The 24,198-nt window shown below is 62.3% G+C and carries 15 protein-coding genes, 3 pseudogenes and 2 riboswitches; of the genes and pseudogenes, 9 read left to right on the top strand and 9 right to left on the bottom strand.

Features of this window, described 5'->3' with window-relative positions; all coding sequences use genetic code 11:
- Window positions 1–17 precede the first annotated feature (17 nt).
- The 4 genes and pseudogenes from LRS56_13370 to metH form a co-directional block, all read right to left on the bottom strand.
- Window positions 18–512 (bottom strand): DUF934 domain-containing protein, encoded by a 495-nt coding sequence (locus tag LRS56_13370; protein WDU65341.1) that lies wholly within the window; start codon window positions 510–512, stop codon window positions 18–20.
- Window positions 496–2,153, bottom strand: a pseudogene (locus tag LRS56_13365) (nitrite/sulfite reductase). Before LRS56_13365 ends, LRS56_13370 begins: the two are co-directional and overlap by 17 nt.
- 484 nt (window positions 2,154–2,637) lie before the next feature.
- Entirely contained in the window at window positions 2,638–2,856 is a 219-nt protein-coding gene (locus LRS56_13360; protein ID WDU65340.1) for a DUF2970 domain-containing protein, read from the bottom strand.
- Between the two features lie 52 nt (window positions 2,857–2,908).
- The gene (gene metH / locus LRS56_13355; protein ID WDU65339.1) at window positions 2,909–6,619 is read right to left on the bottom strand and encodes a methionine synthase; all 3,711 of its coding nucleotides are present in this window, start codon (window positions 6,617–6,619) and stop codon (window positions 2,909–2,911) included.
- Window positions 6,620–6,786: 167 nt separating this feature from the next.
- Between metH and LRS56_13350 the strand changes: the two genes are divergently transcribed.
- Both LRS56_13350 and nfuA read left to right on the top strand, forming a co-directional pair.
- Window positions 6,787–9,078: a fatty acid cis/trans isomerase gene (locus LRS56_13350; GenBank protein ID WDU65338.1), complete on the top strand. Its 2,292-nt coding sequence runs from the start codon at window positions 6,787–6,789 to the stop codon at window positions 9,076–9,078.
- A gap of 949 nt (window positions 9,079–10,027) precedes the next feature.
- The gene (gene nfuA / locus LRS56_13345; protein ID WDU65337.1) at window positions 10,028–10,612 is read left to right on the top strand and encodes a Fe-S biogenesis protein NfuA; all 585 of its coding nucleotides are present in this window, start codon (window positions 10,028–10,030) and stop codon (window positions 10,610–10,612) included.
- 238 nt (window positions 10,613–10,850) lie between these two features.
- Here the strand turns inward: nfuA and cobM are convergent, their stop codons facing one another.
- From cobM to LRS56_13325, 4 genes are all read right to left on the bottom strand, one after another.
- Window positions 10,851–11,597, bottom strand: a complete 747-nt coding sequence (gene cobM, locus LRS56_13340; protein ID WDU65336.1) for a precorrin-4 C(11)-methyltransferase — start codon at window positions 11,595–11,597, stop codon at window positions 10,851–10,853.
- Window positions 11,598–11,666: 69 nt separating this feature from the next.
- A complete protein-coding gene (locus LRS56_13335) occupies window positions 11,667–12,059 on the bottom strand; it encodes a cobalamin biosynthesis protein (GenBank protein WDU65335.1) in 393 nt (130 codons plus the stop codon).
- Entirely contained in the window at window positions 12,056–12,760 is a 705-nt protein-coding gene (locus LRS56_13330) for a CbtA family protein (protein WDU65334.1), read from the bottom strand. The genes LRS56_13335 and LRS56_13330 overlap by 4 nt, the downstream gene beginning before the upstream one ends.
- Window positions 12,761–12,771: 11 nt before the next feature.
- Entirely contained in the window at window positions 12,772–12,960 is a 189-nt protein-coding gene (locus LRS56_13325) for a CbtB-domain containing protein (protein ID WDU65333.1), read from the bottom strand.
- Window positions 12,961–13,055: 95 nt separating this feature from the next.
- A riboswitch (cobalamin riboswitch) is annotated at window positions 13,056–13,259 on the bottom strand.
- 42 nt (window positions 13,260–13,301) lie between these two features.
- A riboswitch (cobalamin riboswitch) is annotated at window positions 13,302–13,502 on the top strand.
- A gap of 80 nt (window positions 13,503–13,582) precedes the next feature.
- On the opposite strand from LRS56_13325, the pseudogene cobW reads away from it, so the two are divergent.
- From cobW to LRS56_13305, 4 genes and pseudogenes are all read left to right on the top strand, one after another.
- A pseudogene (gene cobW / locus LRS56_13320) lies at window positions 13,583–14,656 on the top strand (cobalamin biosynthesis protein CobW).
- Window positions 14,657–14,659: 3 nt separating this feature from the next.
- Window positions 14,660–18,422, top strand: a pseudogene (gene cobN / locus LRS56_13315) (cobaltochelatase subunit CobN).
- Window positions 18,423–18,622: 200 nt separating this feature from the next.
- Window positions 18,623–19,621, top strand: coding sequence for an AAA family ATPase (locus tag LRS56_13310; GenBank protein WDU65332.1), 999 nt, complete (start codon window positions 18,623–18,625; stop codon window positions 19,619–19,621).
- Window positions 19,622–19,623: 2 nt separating this feature from the next.
- A complete protein-coding gene (locus LRS56_13305; GenBank protein ID WDU65742.1) occupies window positions 19,624–20,277 on the top strand; it encodes a VWA domain-containing protein in 654 nt (217 codons plus the stop codon).
- 96 nt (window positions 20,278–20,373) lie between these two features.
- On the opposite strand, the gene LRS56_13300 is transcribed toward LRS56_13305, so the two are convergent.
- A complete protein-coding gene (locus LRS56_13300) occupies window positions 20,374–21,321 on the bottom strand; it encodes a DUF1853 family protein (GenBank protein WDU65331.1) in 948 nt (315 codons plus the stop codon).
- Window positions 21,322–21,467: 146 nt separating this feature from the next.
- Here LRS56_13300 and LRS56_13295 point away from each other — a divergent pair, with 146 nt between their 5' ends.
- From LRS56_13295 to LRS56_13285, 3 genes are read left to right on the top strand one after another with little or no spacing between them, the layout of a single operon-like run.
- Window positions 21,468–22,358 (top strand): NAD(+) kinase, encoded by an 891-nt coding sequence (locus tag LRS56_13295; GenBank protein WDU65330.1) that lies wholly within the window; start codon window positions 21,468–21,470, stop codon window positions 22,356–22,358.
- Window positions 22,355–23,329, top strand: coding sequence for a metallophosphoesterase (locus LRS56_13290; GenBank protein WDU65741.1), 975 nt, complete (start codon window positions 22,355–22,357; stop codon window positions 23,327–23,329). Before LRS56_13295 ends, LRS56_13290 begins: the two co-directional genes overlap by 4 nt.
- Window positions 23,326–24,195 carry a rhomboid family intramembrane serine protease gene (locus tag LRS56_13285; GenBank protein ID WDU65329.1) on the top strand — a complete coding sequence of 290 codons (870 nt, stop codon included), beginning with the start codon at window positions 23,326–23,328 and terminating at the stop codon, window positions 24,193–24,195. Before LRS56_13290 ends, LRS56_13285 begins: the two co-directional genes overlap by 4 nt.
- Window positions 24,196–24,198: the final 3 nt, after the last annotated feature.

The raw sequence follows: 24,198 nt of genomic DNA, 5'->3' as shown, positions 1-24,198 counted from the left end.
TTTTCAAGCACGAAGCCTCAACGCCGACGGAACAGCGGCAGCGGCTCATCCGTTGCAGCCTGGTACGTCACCGAGAAGTCCTTGAGGCTTTCCAGCGCTTCGTACGGGTCTTTGTCGGCGCGCAAGGCGAAGGCATCGAACCCGCAACGGCGCAGGTAGAACAGTTGGTCGCGCAGCACGTCGCCAATTGCCCGCAGCTCGCCCTTGTAACCATAGCGGTCACGCAGCAGGCGGGCGTTGGAGTAGTTGCGGCCGTCGGTAAAGGCCGGGAAGTTCAGGGCGATGACCTGGAAGTGCTCCACGTCTTCACCGATTTCCTCGGCTTCTTCATCGGCGTCCAGCCACACGCCCAGGCCGCCGTCGCGGGCCTTGAGGGCATGGCCGTGCTCGCGCCACAGGGCCAGCGGCACGATCAGGTCGTCGCAGTTGGAAATGCCGTCGAAGCTCGCGTCCTTGGGCAGCAGGTGCCAGGTTTCGTCGAGGACTTCGTTGTTTTTAATGATTCGCTGCATAGACGCGCTCCTTGAACAGGTCAATGCCGATGCGCTGGTAGGTGTCGATGAAACGCTCATCTTCGGTGCGCTGTTCGATGTACACGTCGATCAGCTTGCCGATCACCTCGGGCATGGCTTCCTGGGCGAAGGACGGGCCGAGGATCTTACCCAGGCTCGCATCGCGGCTGGCGCTGCCACCCAGGGACACTTGGTAGAATTCTTCGCCTTTCTTGTCCACGCCCAGGATGCCGATGTGGCCGACGTGGTGGTGACCACAGGCGTTCATGCAACCGGAGATGTTCAGGTCCAGCTCGCCGATGTCGAACAGGTAGTCCAGGTCGTCGAAACGGCGCTGGATCGATTCGGCAATCGGGATCGACTTGGCGTTGGCCAGGGAGCAGAAATCGCCACCCGGGCAGCAGATGATGTCGGTCAACAGGCCGATGTTCGGCGTGGCGAAACCGCCTTCGCGCAGCTCGCCCCACAGGCTGAACAGTTGGCTCTGCTCAACGTCCGCGAGGATGATGTTCTGCTCGTGGGAGGTGCGCAGTTGGCCGAAGCTGTAGCGGTCGGCCAGGTCGGCGACGGCGTCCAGCTGCTTGTCGGTGATATCGCCCGGTGCAACACCGGTAGGTTTCAGCGACAGGGTCACGGCCACATAGCCTGGCTTTTGTGCGCCAGGGTGTTGCGGGTGCGCCAGCGGGCGAAACCTGGATGCTCTTTATCAAGCGCTGCGAACTCGGCGTCCTGATTGGTCAGGGCCTTGTATTCGGGGTCGACGAAATGCTTGGCGACGCGATGCACTTCGGCTTCGGTCAGGGTGGTCTGGCCGCCGCGCAGGTGTTCCATTTCAGCGTCGACTTTCTGTGCGAACACTTCAGGCGTCAGCGCTTTGACCAGGATCTTGATCCGGGCCTTGTATTTGTTGTCGCGACGGCCATAGCGGTTGTAGACCCGCAGGATGGCGTCGAGGTAGCTCAACAGGTCCTGCCAGGGCAGGAATTCGTTGATAAACGCACCGACTACCGGGGTACGGCCCAGGCCGCCACCCACCAGTACGCGGAAGCCCAGTTCGCCGGCCGCGTTGTACACCGGCTCCAGGCCGATATCGTGTACTTCGATGGCTGCGCGGTCCGAGGTCGAGCCATTGACGGCGATCTTGAACTTGCGCGGCAGGTAGGCGAATTCCGGGTGGAAGGTGGTCCACTGACGCACGATTTCACACCAGGGGCGTGGGTCGATCAACTCGTCGGCGGCAACACCGGCGAATTGGTCGGTGGTCACGTTGCGCAGGCAGTTACCGCTGGTCTGAATCGCGTGCATCTGCACGGTGGCCAGTTCAGCCAGGATATCCGGCACATCTTCCAGGGCCGGCCAGTTGAACTGCACGTTCTGGCGGGTACTGATGTGGGCGTAGCCTTTGTCGAAGTCGCGGGCAATCTTGGCCATCATGCGCATCTGGCGCGAAGTCAGCTGGCCATAGGGCACGGCCACCCGCAGCATCGGCGCAAAGCGCTGAACATAAAGGCCATTTTGCAGGCGCAGAGGGCGGAACTCTTCTTCGCTCAGTTCACCTGCCAGATAGCGTCGGGTCTGATCACGGAACTGCTTGACGCGGTCCTCGATGATGCGCTGATCGTATTCGTCGTATACGTACATATAGGTCCTGTTCTCGGCAAATCTGCGCGCACGGCCGCGCACTCCCTAACGGAGCCGGCGCACGATACCAGTTTGCGTTTATGCGCAAAAGTGATGTTTGAGTATATGCAAATAACCAAAATGACTAATGAGAACGGTTATCGCGATACCCACATTTGTCATGCGGGCAATCGTCGACTTTACTGTGAGCGTGTTTGAGTGCAATCACCTATAAAACCGATAAGAGGCGATGCCATGAGTAACCCGACCAAAGCCCGTAAACCTGACAGTACCGTGGATGCCTGGGCGATTCTGTTCCTGATTATCCTGGTGGTGGGAGCCGCTGTATTCTGGGTCAGCCATCAGTAGGAAGAGGGCGATCACCAAAACGGATGAGGACCCCCTGTGGGAGCGGGCTTGCCCGCGATAGCAGTGTTTGAGTCGAAATATTCTTCTCTGACACACCGCCATCGCGGGCAAGCCCGTTCCCACATTTTGCTAGGGTTTACACGCCGGCCAAGTGCAACACCAGCTGGACGACGCCAAATAACGTCAGCGCGAACACGGCGGTAAACAGAATGCCCAGGATCACAAAGTGGCTGGGCTTGCCGTGGGTGAAGTCGCGCGCGCGGTTCTTGCCGCTCTGCACGCCAAAGGCGGCAGCCATAACGCTGTGGAGCATCTGCCAGAAGGTAGGCGGCTTATTGTTGTCCGGATCGTCCATACATCCCTCGACACAAGGTGTGTGAGGGACAGCATAGACAATCAACCCGACCTCAGTTGTCGTAACCCAGGTTCGGCGCCAGCCAGCGCTCGGTCACGCTCAGGTCCTGGTTCTTGCGGGCGGTGTAGCTCGCCACCTGGTCCTTGTCGACCTTGCCCACGGCAAAGTACTGCGCCTGCGGGTGGGCGAAGTACCAGCCGCTGACTGCGGCGGCCGGGAACATTGCGTAGTGCTCGGTAAGGAACACACCGCTGCGGCCGGCGTGCATCTCGCTGGCCTCAGGGTCCAACAGTTGGAACAACTGGGCCTTCTCGGTGTGATCCGGGCACGCCGGGTAGCCCGGGGCAGGGCGGATGCCGCTGTATTGCTCTTTGATCAGCGCCTCGTTGTCCAGCTGTTCGTCCTTGGCGTAACCCCAGTGCTCTTTACGCACCTGCTGGTGCAGCCACTCGGCGCAGGCTTCGGCCAGGCGGTCGGCCAGGGCCTTGACCATGATCGAGTTGTAGTCGTCGCCGGCGTCCTGGTAAGCCTTGGCGACTTCTTCGGCGCCGATGCCGGCGGTGGTGATGAAGCCACCGATGTAGTCGGTCACGCCGCTGTCTTTAGGCGCCACGAAGTCGGCCAGGGAGAAGTTCGGCTTGCCGTCGGTCTTGATGATCTGCTGGCGCAGGTGATGCAGCTTGGCGATCGGCTGGCCATCGTCACCGTAGACCTCCAGGTCATCGTCCTGCACCTGGTTGGTCGGCCAGAAGCCGAATACGGCGCGGGCGCTGATGAGCTTTTCGTCGATCAGCTTGGCAAGCATTTCCTGGGCATCGGCATACAGCGCGGTCGCGGCTTCGCCGACCACTTCATCTTCAAGGATGCGCGGGAATTTGCCGGCCAGGTCCCAGGAAATAAAGAACGGCGTCCAGTCGATGTACTCGGCCAGCACCTTGAGGTCAATATTGTCCAGCACCTTGGCCCCGGTAAAGGTCGGCTTGACCGGGGTGTAAGTGCTCCAGTCGAACTGCGGCTTCTTGGCGATGGCCGCCGGGTAGCTCAGGCGCTCGGTCCGGGCGCTGCGGTTGGAGGTGCGTTCGCGCACGTCGATGTATTCCAGGCGGGTTTTCTCGACGAAACCGGCCTTCAATTCCTTGGACAGCAACTGCGTGGCCACGCCTACCGCACGCGAGGCGTCGGTCACGTAGATCACCGCGTCGTTGCTGTACTTGGGCTCGATCTTCACCGCCGTATGGGCCTTGGAGGTGGTGGCGCCACCGATCATCAGCGGCAGGTGGAAATCCTGGCGCTGCATCTCGCGGGCCACGTGCACCATCTCATCCAGGGACGGGGTGATCAGGCCGGACAGGCCGATGATGTCGCACTTCTGTTCCTTGGCCACTTGCAGGATCTTCTCCGCAGGCACCATCACGCCGAGGTCGACGATGTCATAGCCGTTGCAGCCCAGCACCACGCCCACGATGTTCTTGCCGATGTCATGCACGTCGCCTTTGACCGTGGCCATCAGGATCTTGCCCTTGGCTTCGGGTTTGTCGCCTTTTTCCAACTCGATGAACGGAATCAAGTGGGCCACGGCCTGCTTCATCACCCGGGCGGATTTCACCACTTGGGGCAGGAACATTTTGCCGGCGCCGAACAGGTCGCCGACGATGTTCATGCCGGACATCAGCGGGCCTTCGATCACTTCGATCGGACGGGCGAACGACTGGCGGGATTCCTCGGTGTCTTCGACGATGTGCGTGGTGATGCCCTTGACCAGCGCATGTTCCAGGCGCTTGTTGACTTCCCAGCCACGCCATTCCTCGGTCTCGGCTTCTTTGACGCTGCCGTCGCCCTTGTACTTGTCGGCAATGGCGAGGAGGGCGTCGGTGCCTTCCGGGGTGCGGTTGAGCACCACGTCTTCCACGGCGTCGCGCAGTTCGGCGGGGATCTGGTCGTAGATCTCCAGCTGGCCGGCGTTGACGATGCCCATGCTCAGGCCGTTGCGGATCGCGTATAGCAGGAACACCGAGTGGATCGCCTCGCGCACCGGGTTGTTGCCGCGGAACGAGAACGACACGTTGGACACGCCGCCGGAGGTCAGCGCATACGGCAGCTCATCGCGGATGTAGGCACAGGCGTTGATGAAGTCGACGGCATAGTTGTTGTGCTCTTCGATACCGGTGGCGACCGCGAAGATGTTCGGGTCGAAGATGATGTCTTCCGGCGGGAAGCCGACTTCATTCACCAGGATGTCGTAGGAGCGTTTGCAAATTTCTTTCTTGCGCGCTTCGGTATCGGCCTGGCCGGCTTCATCGAACGCCATCACCACCACGGCGGCGCCATAGCGCTTGCACAACTTGGCGTGGTGAATGAACTGCTCGACGCCTTCCTTCATGCTGATCGAGTTGACGATGCCCTTGCCCTGGATGCATTTGAGGCCCGCCTCGATCACTTCCCACTTGGAGGAGTCGATCATGATCGGTACGCGGGAGATGTCCGGCTCGCCGGCAATCAGGTTGAGGAAGGTCACCATGGCCTTCTTCGAATCGAGCATGCCCTCGTCCATGTTGATGTCGATCACCTGGGCGCCGGCTTCCACCTGCTGCAGGGCGACTTCCAGGGCTTCGGTGTAGTTGTCTTCACGGATCAGCCGGGCAAAACGTGCCGAACCGGTGATGTTGGTGCGCTCGCCGACGTTGACGAACAACGAGCTGCGGTCAATCGTGAACGGCTCCAGGCCCGACAGGCGGCACGCCTTGGGAATGTCCGGGATCGGGCGCGGGGCGTAACCGGCCACGGCCTTGGCGATGGCTTCGATATGGCCTGGCGTGGTGCCGCAGCAGCCGCCGACAATATTAAGGAAGCCGCTCTGGGCAAATTCCTCGATGACTTTGGCGGTTTCCGAGGGCAGCTCGTCGTACTCGCCGAATTCGTTAGGCAGGCCGGCGTTCGGGTGCGCGGACACATGGGTGTTGGCCTTGTTCGACAGCTCTTCCAGGTACGGGCGCAGTTCGCTGGCGCCCAGGGCGCAGTTGAGGCCCACGGACAGCGGCTTGGCGTGGCTGACAGAGTTCCAGAACGCTTCGGTGGTCTGGCCCGACAGGGTACGGCCGGAGGCGTCGGTGATGGTGCCGGAGATCATGATCGGCAGTTCGACATTCAGTTCTTCGAACACGCCCTGCACGGCAAAGATCGCCGCTTTGGCGTTGAGGGTATCGAAAATGGTTTCGATCAGGATCAGGTCGGCGCCGCCCTCGATCAGGCCCTTGGTGGCTTCGGTGTAGTTTTCCACCAGCTCATCGAAGGTCACATTGCGGTAGCCAGGGTTGTTCACGTCCGGCGACAGCGAGCAAGTACGGCTGGTAGGGCCGAGCACGCCGGCAACGAAGCGCGGCTTGGCCGGGTTTTCCAGGGTCTTGGCGTCAGCGATCTTGCGCGCCAGGCGTGCGCCTTCTACGTTCAGTTCATAGGCCAGTTCTTCCATGCCGTAGTCGGCCATGGAAATGCGCGTAGCGTTGAAGGTGTTGGTTTCCAGAATGTCGGCGCCGGCATCCAGGTAGGCTTTTTCGATGCCGCCGATCACGTCCGGACGGGTGAGCACCAGCAGGTCGTTGTTGCCCTTGACGTCGCTCGGCCAATCAGCGAAGCGTTTGCCACGGTAATCCTGCTCCTCAAGCTTATAGCTCTGGATCATCGTGCCCATGCCGCCGTCGAGGATCAGGATGCGTTCCTTGAGGGCTTGGTGGAGGGCTTGCAGACGAGCGCTACGATCGGGCATGGGACTACTCTAGGTCAGGCATTACGGAGGGCGTGGATCATAGCAAACCTGTGCGCTTTTGGAGCATGGCAGGTTTTTGCATGAATATCGTTCATGTTGATGGCGTGTCGACATCGGTAGAATCGTCGGCAATTTTTCAGCGCACGCATTGAATCGGGACCGGATACATGTCACTTCGTCTTATCGTCAGCGCCGTCCTGGCCTTGATCGCCAGCACCGCCTTGGCAGAAGGTCCCGCTCCGGCGATCTCCTATACCCGCGACATCCAACCCATCTTCACCGAGAAATGCGTGGCCTGCCACGCCTGCTACGACTCCGCCTGCCAGCTCAACCTGGGCAGTGCCGAGGGCGCGGCACGCGGGGCGACCAAAGTGCCGGTGTACGACGGCGAACGCAGCCAGGCAACGCCCACCACCCGTTTGTTCTATGACGCGTTCGGTAAGCAAGCCTGGCAGCAGAAGGGCTTTTATTCGGTGCTCGACGCGCAGGGCAGCCAGGCCGCCTTGATGGCACGCATGCTGGAGCTGGGGCATAACGCGCCGCTGCAGCCCAACGCCAAGCTGCCCGACGAGATCGCGCTGGGCCTGAACCGCGAAAACAAGTGTGCGCTGCCTGGCGAGTTCAATGCCTACGCCGGCGCCCATCCCAAGGAAGGTATGCCGCTGGCGGTCACCGGCCTGACTGACCAGCAATACCAGACCCTGCAACGCTGGCTGGCCTCCGGTGCGCCGATTGATGAGCAGGGCCTGGCGCCCAGCGCCAAGGAAGCCTTGCAGGTGCAGCAGTGGGAAAACCTGTTCAATCAGCCCGGCGCCCGTGAAAGCCTGGTGGCGCGCTGGTTGTTCGAGCATTTGTTCCTGGCCCACATCTATTTCGAGAACGGCGAGCCGGGGCATTTCTTCCAGTGGGTGCGTTCGCGCACGCCGAGTGGCCAGCCGATCGACCTGATCGCCACGCGCCGCCCCAACGACGACCCCGGCACCCAGGTGTACTACCGCCTGTGGCCGGTACAGGGCGTGATCGTGCATAAAACCCACATCACTTACCCGTTCAGCGCGGCGAAAATGGCGCGGATCAAGGAGCTGTTCTACGCCGGTAATTGGCAGGTCAACGCCTTGCCAGGTTACGGGCCAGGGCGCCGCGCCAATCCGTTCGAAACGTTTGAGGCGATCCCGGCCAAGGCACGCTACCAGTTCATGCTGGATAACGCCGAATACTTCGTGCGCACCTTTATTCGCGGGCCGGTGTGTCGTGGGCAGATCGCCACGGACGTGATCCGCGACAACTTCTGGACCCTGTTCCAGGACCCCGACCACGACCTGTACATCACCGATGCGCGCTATCGCGGCCAGGCCACGCCGCTGCTGGCGATGCCGGGGCAGAACGACGATGTGGGCAGCGTGCTCAGCCTGTGGCTGGCCTATCGCGACAAGCGCAATCAGTACGAGGCGTTGCGCCGTGACAGTTATGCCGACGTGCCGCCGCCGAGCTGGTCGAGCCTGTGGGCGGGCAATGACAATGCCTTGCTGACGATTTTCCGGCATTTCGACAGCGCCTCGGTGACCAAGGGCCTGATCGGCGAGGTGCCGCAGACGATGTGGCTGTTTGACTACCCGCTGCTGGAGCGGACCTATTACCAGTTGGCGGTGAATTTCGATGTGTTCGGCAATGTGTCGCATCAGGCCCAGACCCGGCTGTACTTCGACCTGATCCGCAATGGGGCCGAGCAGAACTTCCTGCGTTTAATGCCGGCCGACAGCCGTGATGGCTTTTTGGATGACTGGTACCAGAACAGCGGCAAGATCAAGCTATGGCTGGATTATGAGGCGATTGACGATGACAAGCCGACCGGGTTGCATCTGGATGAAAAGGACCCGAAGCGCGACTTTGCCAACCAGTTGCTCAGCCGTTATGGAGATCTGAATGCCAGTCCGGATCCGATCAACCGATGCAGCGGGGCTTTTTGTTCGCGTGATGGTGTTGATCCGGCGTTGCAGGATGCTGAGCAGGCGTTGAGCCGCCTGACATCGCGCCCGGCAGCCGGGCTCAAGGTTATCGATCAGTTGCCCGAAGCTACGATGCTGCGTGTTGAGACGGGCAGTGGTAAGCGGGTGGTTTACAGCATGTTGCGCAATAGGGCTCACAGTAATGTGGCGTTTTTGCTGGGGGAGGCGTATCGCTATCAGCCGGGGTTGGACACTGTGACGATTTACCCGGGGGTGCTTAGCAGTTATCCGAATTTCATGTTCAATATTCCGGCGCAGGAAGTGCCGGAGTTTGTGGGGCAGATGGAGCGGGCCAAGGATGCCAAGCGCTTTGAGAGGATTGTTGACCGTTGGGGTGTGCGGCGTAGTCATCCGTTGTTTTGGCAGTATTTTCATGATTTGTCGCGGTATGTTCGGGAGAGTACGCCGTTGGAGGAGGGGGTTTTGGATATGAATAGGTATGAGAATTTGTGAGGTGAGGCGGGGTTTGGGGGGGGCTCCGTTGCTGCGGTAACGGCCGCTTATGGTTCCGCTCTTACAGCGGGTCACTTTTGGAAGGACCCAAAAGTAACCAAAAGGTCCTCGCCCCATCACTCGGCACCTCGCCTCCGGCTCGGTGTGCCCGCACGCAGGCTTGAATCCGTGGGCCGCCGCGATGGGCCATCCTTGGCCCAGCGCGGCTAACCCGGCGTCCTGCCGGGTTGCCCACGGATTCAAGCCTGCGTTCGGCCAGCGTGATTGACGGGGCGTCTTAGATCAAAGTCAAAAGCAGAGCACGGCGGCCTGGTAGCCGACCTGAGTGGTGTGGATCAAGAGCGGGATCCCAGTGGATTGGCTTTTCTGTGGGAGCTGGCTTGCCTGCGATGCTGGCAACTCGGTACATCAGGCAAACCCAGTTGATGCTTTCGCAGGCAAGCCAGCTCCCACATTTGACCGAGTATGGCTTCAGGTCGGCTGTCAGGCCGCCGTGCTTTGCTTTGTTTTTGATCTGGCCCTTACATCCTTTGCGCTGACGAAGTCAGCGATCTTTTGCGCTTTTGATCTTGATCTTGATCCTTGGCGCCCCGTTAAACACGCTGGCCGCACGCAGGCTTGAATCCGTGGGTAACCCGGCAGGACGCCGGGTTAGCCGCGCTGGGCCAAGGATGGCCCATCGCGGCGGCCCACGGATTCAAGTCTGCGTGCGGGCACACCGAGCCGGAGGCGAGGTGCCGAGTGTTGGTGCGGAGCGTTTTTGGTTACTTTTGGCGCTCTTCCAAAAGTGACCCGCTGTAAGAGCGGAACCAATTCCAGCCGTTACCCAAACAACGGATATACACCCCACCCCAACCCCCTACCCCAATCTATCCCGACAAAAACACTAGGACTTTGTACCTCCGTAATAATTTGGCGTAAACTGCCCGCAAGCCTGTGAGGAGTTTCCATGACCGCCATAACCATTACCGACGCCGCCCACGATTACCTGGCCGACCTGCTGTCCAAGCAGAACACCCCAGGTATCGGTATCCGCGTCTTTATCACCCAGCCCGGCACCCAGTACGCCGAGACTTGCATAGCCTACTGCAAGCCCGGGGAAGAGAAACCTGAAGACACCGCCCTGGGGCTGAAAAGCTTCACCGCCTATATCGATGCCTTCAGCGAAGCCTTCCTGGACGACGCTGTAGTCGACTACGCCACTGACCGTATGGGCGGCCAGTTGACCATCAAGGCGCCGAACGCCAAGGTGCCGAACGTCAACGCCGACAGCCCGGTCAATGAGCGCATCAACTACTACCTGCAAACCGAGATCAACCCGGGGCTGGCCAGCCACGGTGGTCAGGTCAGCCTGATCGACGTGGTCGAAGACGGCATCGCCGTGTTGAAGTTCGGCGGCGGCTGCCAAGGCTGCGGCCAGGCGGACGTGACCCTGCGAGAAGGTATCGAGCGCACCCTGCTGGAGCGCATTCCGGAGCTTAAGGGCGTACGTGACGTGACCGACCACACGCAGAAAGAAAACGCCTACTACTGAGTAAGGTGTTCACTGCGAACAAAAAAACGGCGCCCCGTGAGCGCCGTTTTTTTTGCTTTAAATTCATGTTCTTGCACAGTTTATCTGACAACAAAGGTTAAGTGTGGGAGCGGGCTTGCTCGCGAATGCGCAGTGTCAGCCTATAGATTTTTCACTGAAACAAGCCCGCTCCCACATTTTTTATTTTTTATTTATTAAATTAAAACAGGTAGTTATGTTGTTTATGTGATGTTAAATATCACGATCGAAAAAGATGTGCATGCCCGGCCCGATACAACGATGACTCGCTGAAATTATCACTGGCCAACACCCGACCCACCACAATCAGTGCCGTACGCCGAAAGCCCTTCGCTGCGACTTTCTCGGCAATATTACTGAGCGTACCCACCGCCCAGTCCTGATCCGGCCACGTCGCCCGGTGCACCACGGCAATCGGGCAGTCTGCGCCATAGTGCGGCAGCAGTTCGGCAACGATCTTCTCCAGGTGGTTGACCCCCAGGTGAATCGCCATGGTCGTGCCATGGTTCGCCAGGCTGTCGAAGTCTTCACCGGCCGGCATGCTGGTTTTATCGGCGTAGCGGGTCAGGATCACGCTTTGGGCGATGTCCGGCAGGGTCAATTCGGTTTCCAGCAACGCTGCACAGGCGGCTACCGCCGTGACGCCGGGGATGATCTGGAACGGGATGCCCAGCTCACGCAAATACCGAATCTGCTCGCCAATCGCGCCATACAGGCTTGGGTCGCCGGAATGCACGCGCGCCACATCCTGGCCATTGGCGTGGGCCGCCTTGATCAGGTCGATGATCTGTTCCAGGTGCAGTTCGGCGCTGTTGACCACCTGTTCGGCCTGGTGACCTTCCAGCACCGCCGCCGGTACCAGCGAGCCGGCATAGATGATCACAGGGCAATTGCGGATCAGTCGCTGGCCTTTGACGGTGATCAATTCCGGATCGCCGGGGCCGGCGCCGATAAAGTAGACGGTCATGGAGCATTCCTGTCGAAAACGGGCGAGCATGAGCGTTGCTCATGTTCAGAAAGGGCGATTATCGGGATTTTAACCGGTGCAGGCTAATGCCAGGGTGGCCTGGGCGGTTTTTTTGCGGGTGATCAGCAGGCGGGCGGGGGCGTTGCCGAGGTGTTCGGCCAGGGCCAGCGCGGCGCTTTCGGCGATGCCATGGCAGCCGGTATGCGCAAAGGCGACTGCCGATTTATGGCTCAATCGGCTTTCATACACCGCCAACTGTCCAGCGCTGAAACACTGCAGCGGCAGGTCCAGGGCCTGGGCCAGCGCCAACAGCCCAGGCTCATCCTGTTTGAGGTCGATACTCGCCAGCGCGGTGATGCGCTGACGCTCGATCCCGCCGTCGGCGAGGGCGGCGTTGAACAGCGCCAGCAGGGTCTGAACATCACAGCCCCGCTGGCAGCCCAGGCCGACCACCAGGGTCATGCCGAGTATTGATCGTCGCGGTTGCGGCGGAACAGCCAGGCGCTGATCAGGCCCAGCGCTAGCCAGAACGCCACGTTGGTCAGCTGCGACGCGATCTTGAATTGGGCTTCCAGCGCCTCCGGGGCCAGCATCGAATGCACTTGCGGCTGTGGCGCGCCAATTACGTGGGGCACGGCCAGGATCGCCACGCCCAGCACTTTGAGCAGCCAGTTGCGACCAAACACGATCAGCGCAATGCCGGCGGCAGTCGAGGCGGCGGTGCCGATCCACCAGATCTGCCGTTGCGCCAGGTCGGCGGCGGCGGTGCCTGGCAGCTCAGGTGGCAGGCCCAGTGTGGGCGCCAGTACGAAAGTCGCGTAACCGGCCAGGCCCCACAGCAGCCCTTGGGCGGTACGGGTAGGTGCGCGCAGGGTGTAGAGACCCGCCAGCATCAGCGCAAAACCGACGGCGACCACCAGGTTGCCACCGGTGGTGGACAGCACGCGCTGCCAGCCGTCTTGCGGCTCCCAGGCTTCGGCGTCATGGGTGTGAGCGGCAGCGCCTGCAGCGTGCTCATGGGCGACTTCGGCGGCAGCCGGGGCATTTTCAAAGGTTTCCGCCTGCAGAATCAGCGGGGCGACCCAGAAACTTTGTAGCAGGGTCAGCAGCAGGGCGGCCAGCAGGCCGGTGAAACCTGCGGTTTGCGCAATACGCTTGATCATGTCGGCAGGTCTCAGTGGCACGGGAACGCGGCGCTGTGGCGGGTATCGTGGGCAGCGTTGTGCACCGCCTCGATGTGCGAGAAACCGGCGAAATACACCAGGCACGCCCCGAGGATCGACGCACCGATGGCGGCGGTCAGGCGTTGGCTCAACGTGGCAGTGCTGCTGGCGGTATGCGAAGTGCTGCTGATGATCGACATGGCGCGTCCCTTCTGGGTTTCAGGGTGAAACGAGCGCATGAAAACCCCGCGAGCCAGGCACGCAGGGTTCGAACAGCGCCCGCCCACCGCGGGTTTGTTATGTGATTTTTTCGGGCCGGTCTCCGGGCTTGCGAGGGACACTGGGTCTACAAAGCGTCGCCTTCCCATGCCGTTGGCACAGTGGATCTGACACTTCACTCGCTTACCGTTGCGGGGGCAGCACCGGACTTGTCATAGGAATATGACGTACCGGTTTCCCGTTTCACCCTGTGAAGGGCACCCGAAACAAGATGTGTAGGAGAGCATGGGCGGGCGACGGTAGTCAAATGCGGCGTGCCCCTGTAGCCTTGCACCTTCGAGGTTCTTCGGCCCAGGCCGAAGCTAAGAAGGGAACGAGGTTCAAGCCGCGGCTGCCCCCGCAACTGTAAAGGGTTTGTCTGACTGCCACGCCACTGCCTTAACGGCGGGAAGGCGCAGCCAGCGCCGGTCGCAAGACCCGCATGCCCCAAGCCAGGAGACCTGCCTCGCAACCGATTTTCTACTTCAACCGGGCGGGGTGATCCGGTGACGAAATCCGCTGCTGCGCGCCGCCGCAGGGCCCATCGTCCCGTATGCCCGCCCCAAAGGGCATCCGATGAAAACACTGGCCAAACTCCCCGTCACCATCGTTACCGGCTTCCTCGGCTCGGGCAAAACCACGTTGCTGCGCCATATGCTCGACAACGCCCAGGGCCGTCGCATTGCGGTGATCGTCAACGAGTTCGGCGAGCTGGGCATTGACGGTGAAATCCTCAAGCAGTGCTCCATCGGCTGCACCGAGGAAGAAGCCAATGGCCGGGTTTACGAATTGGCCAACGGCTGCCTGTGCTGCACGGTGCAGGAAGAGTTCTTCCCGGTGATGCGCGAACTGGTCGCCCGTCGTGGCGACCTCGACCATATCCTGATTGAAACCTCCGGCCTGGCCCTGCCCAAACCGCTGGTGCAAGCCTTCCAGTGGCCGGAAATCCGCAGCGCCTGCACCGTGGATGCGGTGATCACCGTGGTCGACAGCCCGGCCGTCGCCGCCGGCACCTTTGCCGCGTTCCCGGATCAAGTCGACGCCCAGCGCAAACTCGACCCGAACCTGGACCACGAATCGCCGCTGCACGAGCTGTTCGCCGACCAACTGGCCAGCGCCGACCTGGTGATTCTCAACAAATCCGACCTGATCAGCGCCGAAGACCTGGCCCGCGTGCGCCTGGAAGTCGCCGAAGAGCTGCCGCCGGCGGTCAAGATCATCGAAGCCAGCAGCGGTCGCCTGCCGCTGGACGTGCTGATCGGCCTGGGTGCCGGCTCCGAAGAGCACATCGACGGTCGCCACAGCCATCACGATCATCACCACGACGGTGAAGACGACCACGATCACGACGCTTTCGATTCCATCTCCATCGACCTGCCACAAGCCGACGAAGCGCTGTTGCTCGACGCCCTGACCCAATTGGTGGTGCAGCACGGGATCCTGCGTGTCAAAGGCTTTGCCGCGATCCCGAACAAGCCGATGCGCTTGCTGATCCAGGGCGTGGGCACGCGTTTCGACAAGCACTTCGACCGTGCCTGGGGCGCCGACGAAGCCCGTATCACGCGCCTGGTGCTGATTGGTCAGGCGCTGGACGCGGCGGGCCTTGAAGCGCAACTGCGCGCTGCCCTCAGCGTTTAACCCATGCACCTGCTCAGGACCCAACCCGGTGGTTTCGTCTCGGACGATAATATTGCCGACTTAGGCCAAACCCCCGCCGAGCTGGTGATCCTGTGCAGCGGCGATTCCAGCCTGGCACTGCTGGCCGAAGCGGCCCAGCAACTGCCCGACGATTACCCGAGCCTGCGCCTGGCCAACCCGATGCAGGTGCAAAACCATGCGTCGGTCGACCTGTATGTCGATGAAGTGCTGCGCCACGCCAAGGTCATCCTGATTTCGCTGCACGGCGGCATTGGCTATTGGCGCTATGGGATCGAGCGTCTGGTGGCGCTGGCCGAGCGCGGTGTGCAGCTGATCCTGGTGCCGGGGGATGACCGCCCCGACCCCGAACTCAGCGGTTTGAGCACCGTCGGCGCACAAGAGCGCGATCGCCTCTGGCACTTTCTGCGTCAGGGCGGCTTAAGCAATGCGCTGGACTTTTATCGCTGCCTGGCCAGCGCTTACCTGGGCCGCGACTACGCCTGGGACGAGCCGCAAACCCTGCCGCGCACCGCGATTTATCACCCGCATACCGCCAATGCGCGCCTGAATGACTGGCAGCGCGATTGGCAGCTCGACCGCCCAGTGGCAGCGGTGCTGTTTTACCGCTCGCATTTGCAGGCGGCCAATACCGGTTTTATTGATGTGTTCTGCCAGCGCTTGCAGGCGGCGGGCCTCAACCCGTTGCCGGTGGCGGTGGCCAGTTTGAAAGAGCCCGGCTGCCTGACGGTGGTCGAGGACCTGCTGGACGAGGTTGGTGCGGCGGTGATCCTGAACACCACCGGCTTTGCCCAGTCCAGCCCCCGAAGCGCCGCATTTGCGCCCGTTTCGCCGCAATATCCCGGTGATCCAGGCCATTTGCGCCCAGGACAACCAGCCCGGCTGGGAGGCCAGCGAACAGGGCCTCGGCCCTCGCGACCTGGCAATGCACATCGCCTTGCCGGAGCTGGACGGGCGCATCATCAGCCGCCCTATCAGTTTCAAGGACCTGGCCTGGCGCAGTGAGCGCAGCCAGTCGGACGTGGTGTGCTATCGCGCAGCACCCGAGCGTATGGATTTTGTCGCCGAGCTGGCGCGCCGTTGGGTCGAGCTGGCGCGGGTGCCGAATGCGGATAAATGCATCGCCCTGATCCTCGCCAACTACCCGACCCGCGACGGCCGCATCGGCAATGGGGTGGGCCTGGACACGCCGGCGGCGGCGCTGAATATCCTGCGCGCCCTGCAGGCCGAAGGTTATCCGCTGCCGAGTGAGTTGCCGGACAGCGGCACCGCCTTGATTCATGAATTGCTCGGCGGGGTCACCAACGACCTTGACAGCCTCGACCTGCGCCCGTGCCACCAAAGCTTGGGCCTGGACGACTACGAGGCCATGTTCAAGCGCTTGCCCGAAGCCAACCGCCAGGCCGTGCTTGAGCGCTGGGGCCCACCGCATAATGACCCGATGTTTCGCGACGGCCGCATGATGATTGCCGGCCTGCGCCTGGGGCTGACGTTTGTCGGCATCCAGCCGGCGCGGGGTTACCAGGTAGACCACAGTGCGGTGTACCACGACCCGGACCTGGTACCGCCGCATGCTTACCTCGCGTTCTATTTTTGGTTGCGCCACACCTACGGCGCTCATGGCGTAATCCATGTGGGCAAGCACGGCAACCTGGAGTGGCTGCCGGGCAAGGGCGTGGGGCTGTCGCAGCACTGCTGGCCGGATGCATTGCTGGGGCCATTGCCGAATATCTACCCGTTTATCGTCAATGACCCCGGCGAGGGCGCCCAGGCCAAGCGCCGCACCCAGGCGGTGATCATCGACCACTTGATGCCGCCGCTGACCCGCGCCGAAACCTACGGCCCGTTGCGTAACCTGGAACTGTTGGCGGACGAGTATTACGAGGCGCAGTTGCTCGACCCGCGCCGCGCCCTTGAGCTGCAAAAAGATATCCTCAAGCTGGTGCGCGAAACCCATATCGATCAAGAGCTTGAGCTGGACAGCGAAGTCGACGCGGCGGTCTGGTTGCCGCGTCTCGACACCTACTTGTGCGACTTGAAGGAGTCGCAGATCCGCGACGGCCTGCACATCTTCGGCGAGTCGCCCGAGGGACGCCTGCGTATCGACACGTTGCTGGCCTTGCTGCGGATTCCGCGTGGCGATGGCCGTGGCGCGCAATCGAGCTTGCTGCGGGTATTGGCCAAGGCGTTCGAGCTGGGTTTTGATCCGTTGGACTGCGCCCTGGCCGAGCCCTGGACCGGGCGCCGCCCCGAGGTGTTGTGCAAGATCGACGGCCAGCAATGGCGCACCGCCGGTGACACCCGCGAACGCCTGGAGTTGTACGCGGCACGCTTGATCGAACAGGCGCTGGAAGGGCCACTCGAACAGCTTGAGGAACCCGGCTGGGAAGACGTGAAGTCGGTAATTGAGAGCCTGCGCATCGTCGTGGCGCCACGCCTGGATGCCTGTGGCCCAGCGGAAATGCGCGGCTTGCTGGACGCCTTGAGCGGGCGCTTCGTGCCTGCAGGTCCCAGCGGTGCGCCGAGTCGCGGGCGCCTGGATGTGCTGCCCACCGGGCGTAATTTCTTCACGGTGGATGTGCGCAACCTGCCCACTACCACGGCCTGGCGTATCGGCTTTCAATCCGCCAGCCTGATTCTTGAGCGACACTTGCAGGACCACGGCGACCACTTGCGCCAGCTTGGCCTCTCGGTGTGGGGCACCGCCACCATGCGTACCGGTGGCGACGATATCGCCCAGGCCATGGCGCTGATGGGCGTGCGCCCGGTATGGGCCACGGGCAGCCAGCGGGTGGATGACTTTGAGATTCTGCCGATCAGTTTGCTGGACCGCCCACGGGTGGATGTGACGTTGCGCGTGTCCGGGTTCTTCCGCGATGCCTTTGCCAATCTGATCCGCCTGTTCGATGCGGCGGTGCAGGCGGTGGCAGCCCTGGACGAGCCGGACGACATGAACCCGCTGGCCGCCAAGGTGCGCAGCGAACGTGAAGCGCTGCTCAAGTCCGGCCTGGATGAGGAGGCCGCAGCGAAGCAAGCCGGTTGGCGCATCTTCGGCGCCAAACCCGGTGCTTATGGCGCCGGCGTGCAGGGCGCGATTGACGGGCGTTTGTGGCAAAGCCGCGAGGACCTGGCCGAGGTTTACCTTAACTGGGGCGGTTATGCCTATGGCGGGTCCGATGAGGGCACCGCCGCCCGCGACCAGTTCGCCCAGCGCCTGAGCCAGGTGCAGGCGGTGTTGCAGAACCAGGACAACCGCGAGCACGACTTGCTCGATTCCAATGACTACTACCAATTCCAGGGTGGCATGCTCGCCGCCGTGGAGACCCTGAGCGGCGACAAGGCCGCCAGCTATCATGGCGATCATAGCCAGCCGGACCTGCCGAAGATCCGCACCCTGAAGGAAGAGCTGAACCGGGTGATCCGTTCCCGCGCCGCCAACCCCAAGTGGATCGAAGGCGTGAAGCGCCACGGCTATAAAGGCGCGTTCGAGATGGCTGCGACCGTGGACAATCTGTTCGCGTTCGACGCCACCACGGCGCTGATCGACGATCATCAATACGCCTTGCTCGCCGATGCCTACCTGCTCGACCCTCAAACGCGGGATTTTGTGCAGCAGCACAACCCCGCGGCCTTGCGCGACATGACCGAGCGCATGCTCGAAGCCCAGCAGCGCGGCCTGTGGCAAGAGCCCGGAGCGTACCGCGAGGCGTTGGAAAACCTATTGCTGGATATAGAAGAAGACAGTTAGTAGGCGCACGGCACGCGGCCTGTTGTGGCAAACGGGCTTACTGTGGCGAGCGGGCTTGCCTGCGTTGGGCTGCGCAGCAGCCCCAAAACCCTACACTACGATTTTTCAGAAAGTATACGTTTAGCTTCATAGGGGCCGCTTCGCAGCCCAACGCGGGCAAGCCCGCTCGCCACGTACGGAATAATTTGAAGAGAACCTGGATGACTGATACCCCACATTTCCCGCTGTCCGCCGTGGTGGGTGCCGACGCTTTGAAACTGGCGCTGTGCCTGACTGCCATCGACCCGAAGATCGGCGGTGTGCTGATCGAAGGCCCGCGAGGCATGGCCAAGTCGACCCTGGCACGCGGCCTGGCGGACCTGCTGGCCAGCGGTCAGTTTGTTACCTTGCCGTTGGGCGCCACCGAAGAGCGCCTGGTGGGCACCCTGGACCTGGACGCCGCGCTGGGCGAGGGCCGGGCGCAGTTCTCGCCGGGGGTGCTGGCCAAGGCGGATGGCGGCGTGCTGTATGTCGATGAAGTCAATTTGCTGCCGGACCATTTGGTGGACCTGTTGCTCGACGTCGCCGCCAGCGGCACCAACCTGATCGAGCGCGACGGCATTTCCCGTCGGCATTCGGCGCGCTTTGTGCTGATCGGCACCATGAACCCGGAAGAGGGCGAGTTGCGCCCGCAGTTGCTCGACCGTTTTGGCTTTAATGTGGCGCTGAGCGGGCAGACGCTGCCGGCCGAGCGTGGGCAGATTATCCGGCGGCGCCTGGATTTCGACAGCGACCCGGCAGCGTTCTGTGCGCAGTGGGCCGAGCCACAGGCGGCGTTGCGCGAGCGCTGCACCGAGGCGCGAGCGCGGCTGGCTGACATCGAATTGGATGATCGGGCCTTGGCACAGATTACCGAGCGCTGCTTTGCCGCCGGTGTCGATGGCTTGCGCGCCGACCTGGTGTGGCTGCGCGGTGCCCGGGCGCATGCTGCCTGGCGTGGTGCCAGCGCGATTGCCGAGGAAGACATCGACGCGGTTGCGGAATTTGCCTTGCGTCATCGCCGTCAGGAGCAAGCGCCGCCGGCCAGCCCGCCGAATCAGGGCCAGGCCCCGACCCCCTCGGACACTTCGCCTGGCCAGGGCCAGTGGGGTGATATGCCCGCACCGGCCTTACCCACGGGCGCCCGCCGCGACGTGCCCGCCTGGCCAAAAAAGCCCTAGGCATTCGCCCCCGACCTGACGCGGGGGCGGATGCCTGCCCCAAGGCGGGGCGACTCAACAGCGGCAGGCAGGGCAAGGCGCGCAGCGCTAAGCAGGGCGCGGTCAATTGGCCGGGCACCTTGCTCGGTGGGCGGCCGCAAACCCGCGAGGATCTGCGCTACCAACTGCGCAGCCAGTCGGCCCATGAGTTATGGCTGGTGATTGTCGACGCGTCAGCCTCCACCCGGCGCCATCGTGCCTTGACCGATGCCAAAGGGTTATTGGCCCAGCTGTTTGATGATGCTTACCGACAGCGGGCGCGCATGGCGTTGCTGACGGCCAGTGGGCAGTCGCCGACGTGGCAGGTGCAGGGCTTGAAGGCGGCGAAAAGCCTGGCGGGTTGGTTGCAGCAGTTAGGCGCTGGCGGCGGCACGCCGTTGCTGGCGGCGCTGGCCGAGGCTGGGCAATGGCTGGCGGCGCGGCGCAAACGCTATCCCGCCGAGCAACAGAGGTTGCTGGTGATCACGGATGGGCGGCTCAAGGCGATTGCCGGGTTGCCGTTGCTGGAATGCCCGGGGATGTTGGTGGATATTGAACGTGGGCCGATCCGGCTGGGGCGGGCTCGGGAGCTGGCGGCTGGGTTGCAGCTGGATTATCGGCATATTGATGATGTGTAGCGCTATCGCAGGCAAGCCAGCTCCCACAGGGGAATGCGCTCAATCTGTGGGAGCTGGCTTGCCTGCGATGAGGCCCTTCAACCCACCCCGAAAAACTCAGCCCGCCCCCGGCACATTCGGCCAAAGGTCCGCCACCAGAAACAGCCGCTCGGCTTCCTCCCAATCCTCGCCGACTTGAACCAGGCGCACCAAGAGCTGCGCCGGTGCCATCGGCTCCAGGTCCGCGAGCCAGCCTTGCATTTGCTCCTCACTCCACACCTCATCCGCCAGGTAGTGCGCGGGCGCGAGCCAGGCATGCCGGGGCAGCGGTTGCCAGCGGCCGGGCAGACTGGCGCTTACGAAGTCCGGCCAATCGCGCTGATGCAACCAGCGCCCACGCAAATGCTGCGGATGCGCGCCATGGGGCGATTCAGCTAGGCCCGGCCAGGGGTAGAGCAAATAGCCGCCGAGCCACAAATGCGCGTCAAACTGCTGGATATCCAGCGCGGCCAACACTTCACGGCTCTCCGGCCGCGCCGAAATCGGCAGTTGATGCTGGGCCAGGTGCGCCAGCTTGCGGTCCAGCCGGTCATGGCAGCCGGGGCCCAGCCATTGCGCGGCGTCCTGGCCGTTGCCGTGCTGCGGGCCGAGGTAGAGCTTGATCGCCAGTTCCAAGTGGTGCACGCCATCGCGGTCGCGCAGCAGCATATCCAGCTCGCCCAGGGTATGCCCGGCGCGCCGGATCGGCAGGTTGGCCGCCAGCAGTTCCACGCCCGGCGCATGCTGCACGGCGAACTGCCACAGGCGTTCGTAGTACAGGCCCAGGCGCCGGGTGCGCGACAGGCTCAGCCAGTGCTGCAAGGCGCTGCTGTCGTGATCGAGTGTGCGCAGCCAGTGTTCAAGCAGGTGCGGCGCCTGCACCCAATCACTGCCGGCCAGCGGGTGGCGTTGCGGCCAGGGCGTCTGGGCGAGCATCGGCGGGGCGAGCATCACCCACGCCAGGTCGCGCACCTCGGGGTGGCGTAATTGGCGAGGCAGGTTGTGCAGGTCTGGGAATGGCGTCATGGTCCGAGCATAGCCTCTTACGCAGGCGGCAGGTGGCTGAGAACCGTTGTCATCAAGGCTTCACGGCGACAAAGGATTTTGCCTGAGACGGCCTTTCGCCCATAATCGTTCTTTTTTTGCCACACCCCAAATCCCGCAGGAGCCCCATGGAGCAATTTCGCAATATCGGCATTATCGGTCGCCTGGGCAGTACCCAGGTGTTGGACACCGTCCGCCGGCTGAAGAAGTTCCTGCTGGAACGCCACCTGCATGTGATCCTCGAAGACACCATCGCTGAAATCCTGCCGGGCCACGGCCTGCAAACCTCGTCGCGCAAGATGCTTGGCGAAGTCTGCGACATGGTCATCGTGGTCGGCGGCGACGGCAGCCTGCTTGGCGCGGCCCGTGCCCTGGCGCGGCATAACGTGCCGGTGCTGGGGATCAACCGGGGCAGCCTGGGGTTTCTCACCGATATCCGCCCGGATGAGCTGGAAGTCGAAGTGGCCAAGGTGCTCGACGGCCATTACCTGGTGGAGAACCGCTTCCTGCTGCAAGCCGAAGTGCGCCGTCACGGCGAAGCCATCGGCCAGGGTGATGCGCTCAACGACGTGGTGCTGCACCCCGGCAAGTCCACGCGGATGATCGAGTTCGAGCTGTATATCGACGGCCAGTTCGTGTGCAGCCAGAAGGCCGATGGCCTGATCGTCGCCACGCCCACCGGTTCCACCGCCTATGCGCTGTCGGCCGGCGGGCCGATCATGCACCCCAAGCTGGATGCCATTGTGATCGTGCCGATGTACCCCCATATGTTGTCCAGCCGGCCGATTGTGGTCGATGGCAACAGTGAGCTGAAAATCGTGGTGTCCAAAGACATGCAGATCTACCCGCAAGTCTCCTGTGACGGGCAGAACCATTTCACCTGCGCCCCCGGTGACACCATCACCGTGAGCAAGAAGGCGCAGAAGTTACGGTTGATCCACCCGCTGGACCACAACTACTACGAAGTGTGCCGCACCAAGTTGGGCTGGGGCAGCCGCTTGGGGGGTGGAGGCGACTGATGCTCGATCCCGCGCGTAGCTACGACCTGATTGGTGACGTGCACGGTTGCGCTCATACCCTTGAGCACTTGCTCGACCAGTTGGGCTACCACAAGCAGGGTGGCACCTGGCGCCATCCGTCGCGGATGGCGGTGTTCCTGGGCGATATCATCGACCGGGGCCCGCGCATTCGCGAGGCGCTGCATATCGTCCACGACATGACTGAGGCTGGCCAGGCGCTGTGCATCATGGGTAACCATGAGTTCAATGCGCTGGGCTGGAGCACACCGGCGCCGCCAGGCAGTGGCAAGCAGTTCGTGCGCGAGCACAACCCACGGCATGCGCGATTGATCCAGGAAACCCTGACCCAGTTCGAGCACCACCCGGCCGATTGGCACGACTTTCTCGGCTGGTTCTACGACATGCCACTGTTTGTCGACGCCGGGCGGTTCCGCGTGGTGCACGCGTGCTGGGACGACGGCTTTATCCAGCCGCTGCGCGCCACGTTCCCGGACGGCTGCATCGACCAGCACTTCCTGCAGGCCGCCGCCGTGCCGGGCAGTTTTGCCTGCAACGCCTTCGATCGCTTGCTGCGCGGCACCGATATGCGCCTGCCGGATGGCCTGACGCTGACCGGTGGCGACGGGCTGACACGCTCATTCTTTCGCACCAAGTTCTGGGAAGACGACCCGAAAACCTACGGTGATATCGTGTTCCAGCCGGATGCCTTGCCGGAGCCGGTGGCGCGTACGCCCTTGTCGTCGACCGAAAAAAATTCCCTGCTGCGCTACGGCGTCGACGAGCCGCTGTTGTTCGTCGGCCATTACTGGCGCAGTGGCAAACCGGCGCCAATTCGCCCGAACCTGGCCTGCCTGGATTACAGCGCAGTGCTGTACGGCAAGTTGGTGGCCTATCGACTGGACCAGGAAACCCAGCTGGATCCACGTAAATTCGTATGGGTCGACGTTGAGCGGCCCGAGGTAATTTTATGAGCGCCGTGGCTGTATTACGTTTGCCACTGAGTGTCGACCTGGGCGGTTTCGTCAAACTGCTGCAACGCATGCAAGTGCCCCATCGCGTCAGTGAAGAGGCGGGCGAGCAAGTGTTGTGGGTGCCCGACACCATCAGTGACGACGTGCGCGTGTTGTACCAGCGCTTTCCCGCGGGCGACCCGGACCAGCAGTTGGATATCCCTGAGCCGGCGCCGATTACCCGCCCCGGTTTTGCTCAGCAAGTGCGCCATAGCCCGGTAACGGCCCTGGTGTTGCTGGCGAGCATCATTGTCGGCGCGGTGACGCTGCTCGGTGAAAACCTGCAGACCATGAGCTGGCTGACTTTTCTGCCGTTCCGGGTGATGGGTGAGTACATCCAGTTCACGCCGTTTGCCGAAATATTGGCCTCGGGGCAGTGGTGGCGCCTGGTCACACCGATGCTGATTCACTTTGGCATCCTGCACCTGGCCATGAATGGCATGTGGTACTGGGAACTGGGGCGCCGCATCGAAGTGCGCCAGGGCAGTATCAACCTGCTGGGCCTGACCCTGTTGTTCAGTCTGGTCTCCAACTACGCTCAATACGCTTACGGTGGCCCCAGCCTGTTTGGTGGTTTGTCCGGCGTGTTGTATGGCCTGCTCGGGCATTGCTGGATATTCCAATTGTTGTCGCCTAACCCTGCGTATCGCCTGCCTCGCGGGGTGCTGGCGATGATGCTGATATGGCTGGTGCTGTGCATGTCGGGGCTGATCTCGATGATCGGTTTCGGCGAAATCGCCAACGCGGCTCATGTGAGCGGCTTGGTCATCGGTTGCCTGACGGGTTTGCTGGGTGGGTTGTACAACCGCCGCAAAGCCTCTATTTGATAA

Origin of the sequence: Pseudomonas poae (assembly GCA_028869255.1) — a bacterium.
Classification (GTDB): Bacteria; Pseudomonadota; Gammaproteobacteria; order Pseudomonadales; family Pseudomonadaceae; genus Aquipseudomonas; species Aquipseudomonas poae_C.
Note: the sequence above shows the minus strand (reverse complement) of the source record. Positions and strands in the feature narration are given on the sequence as shown.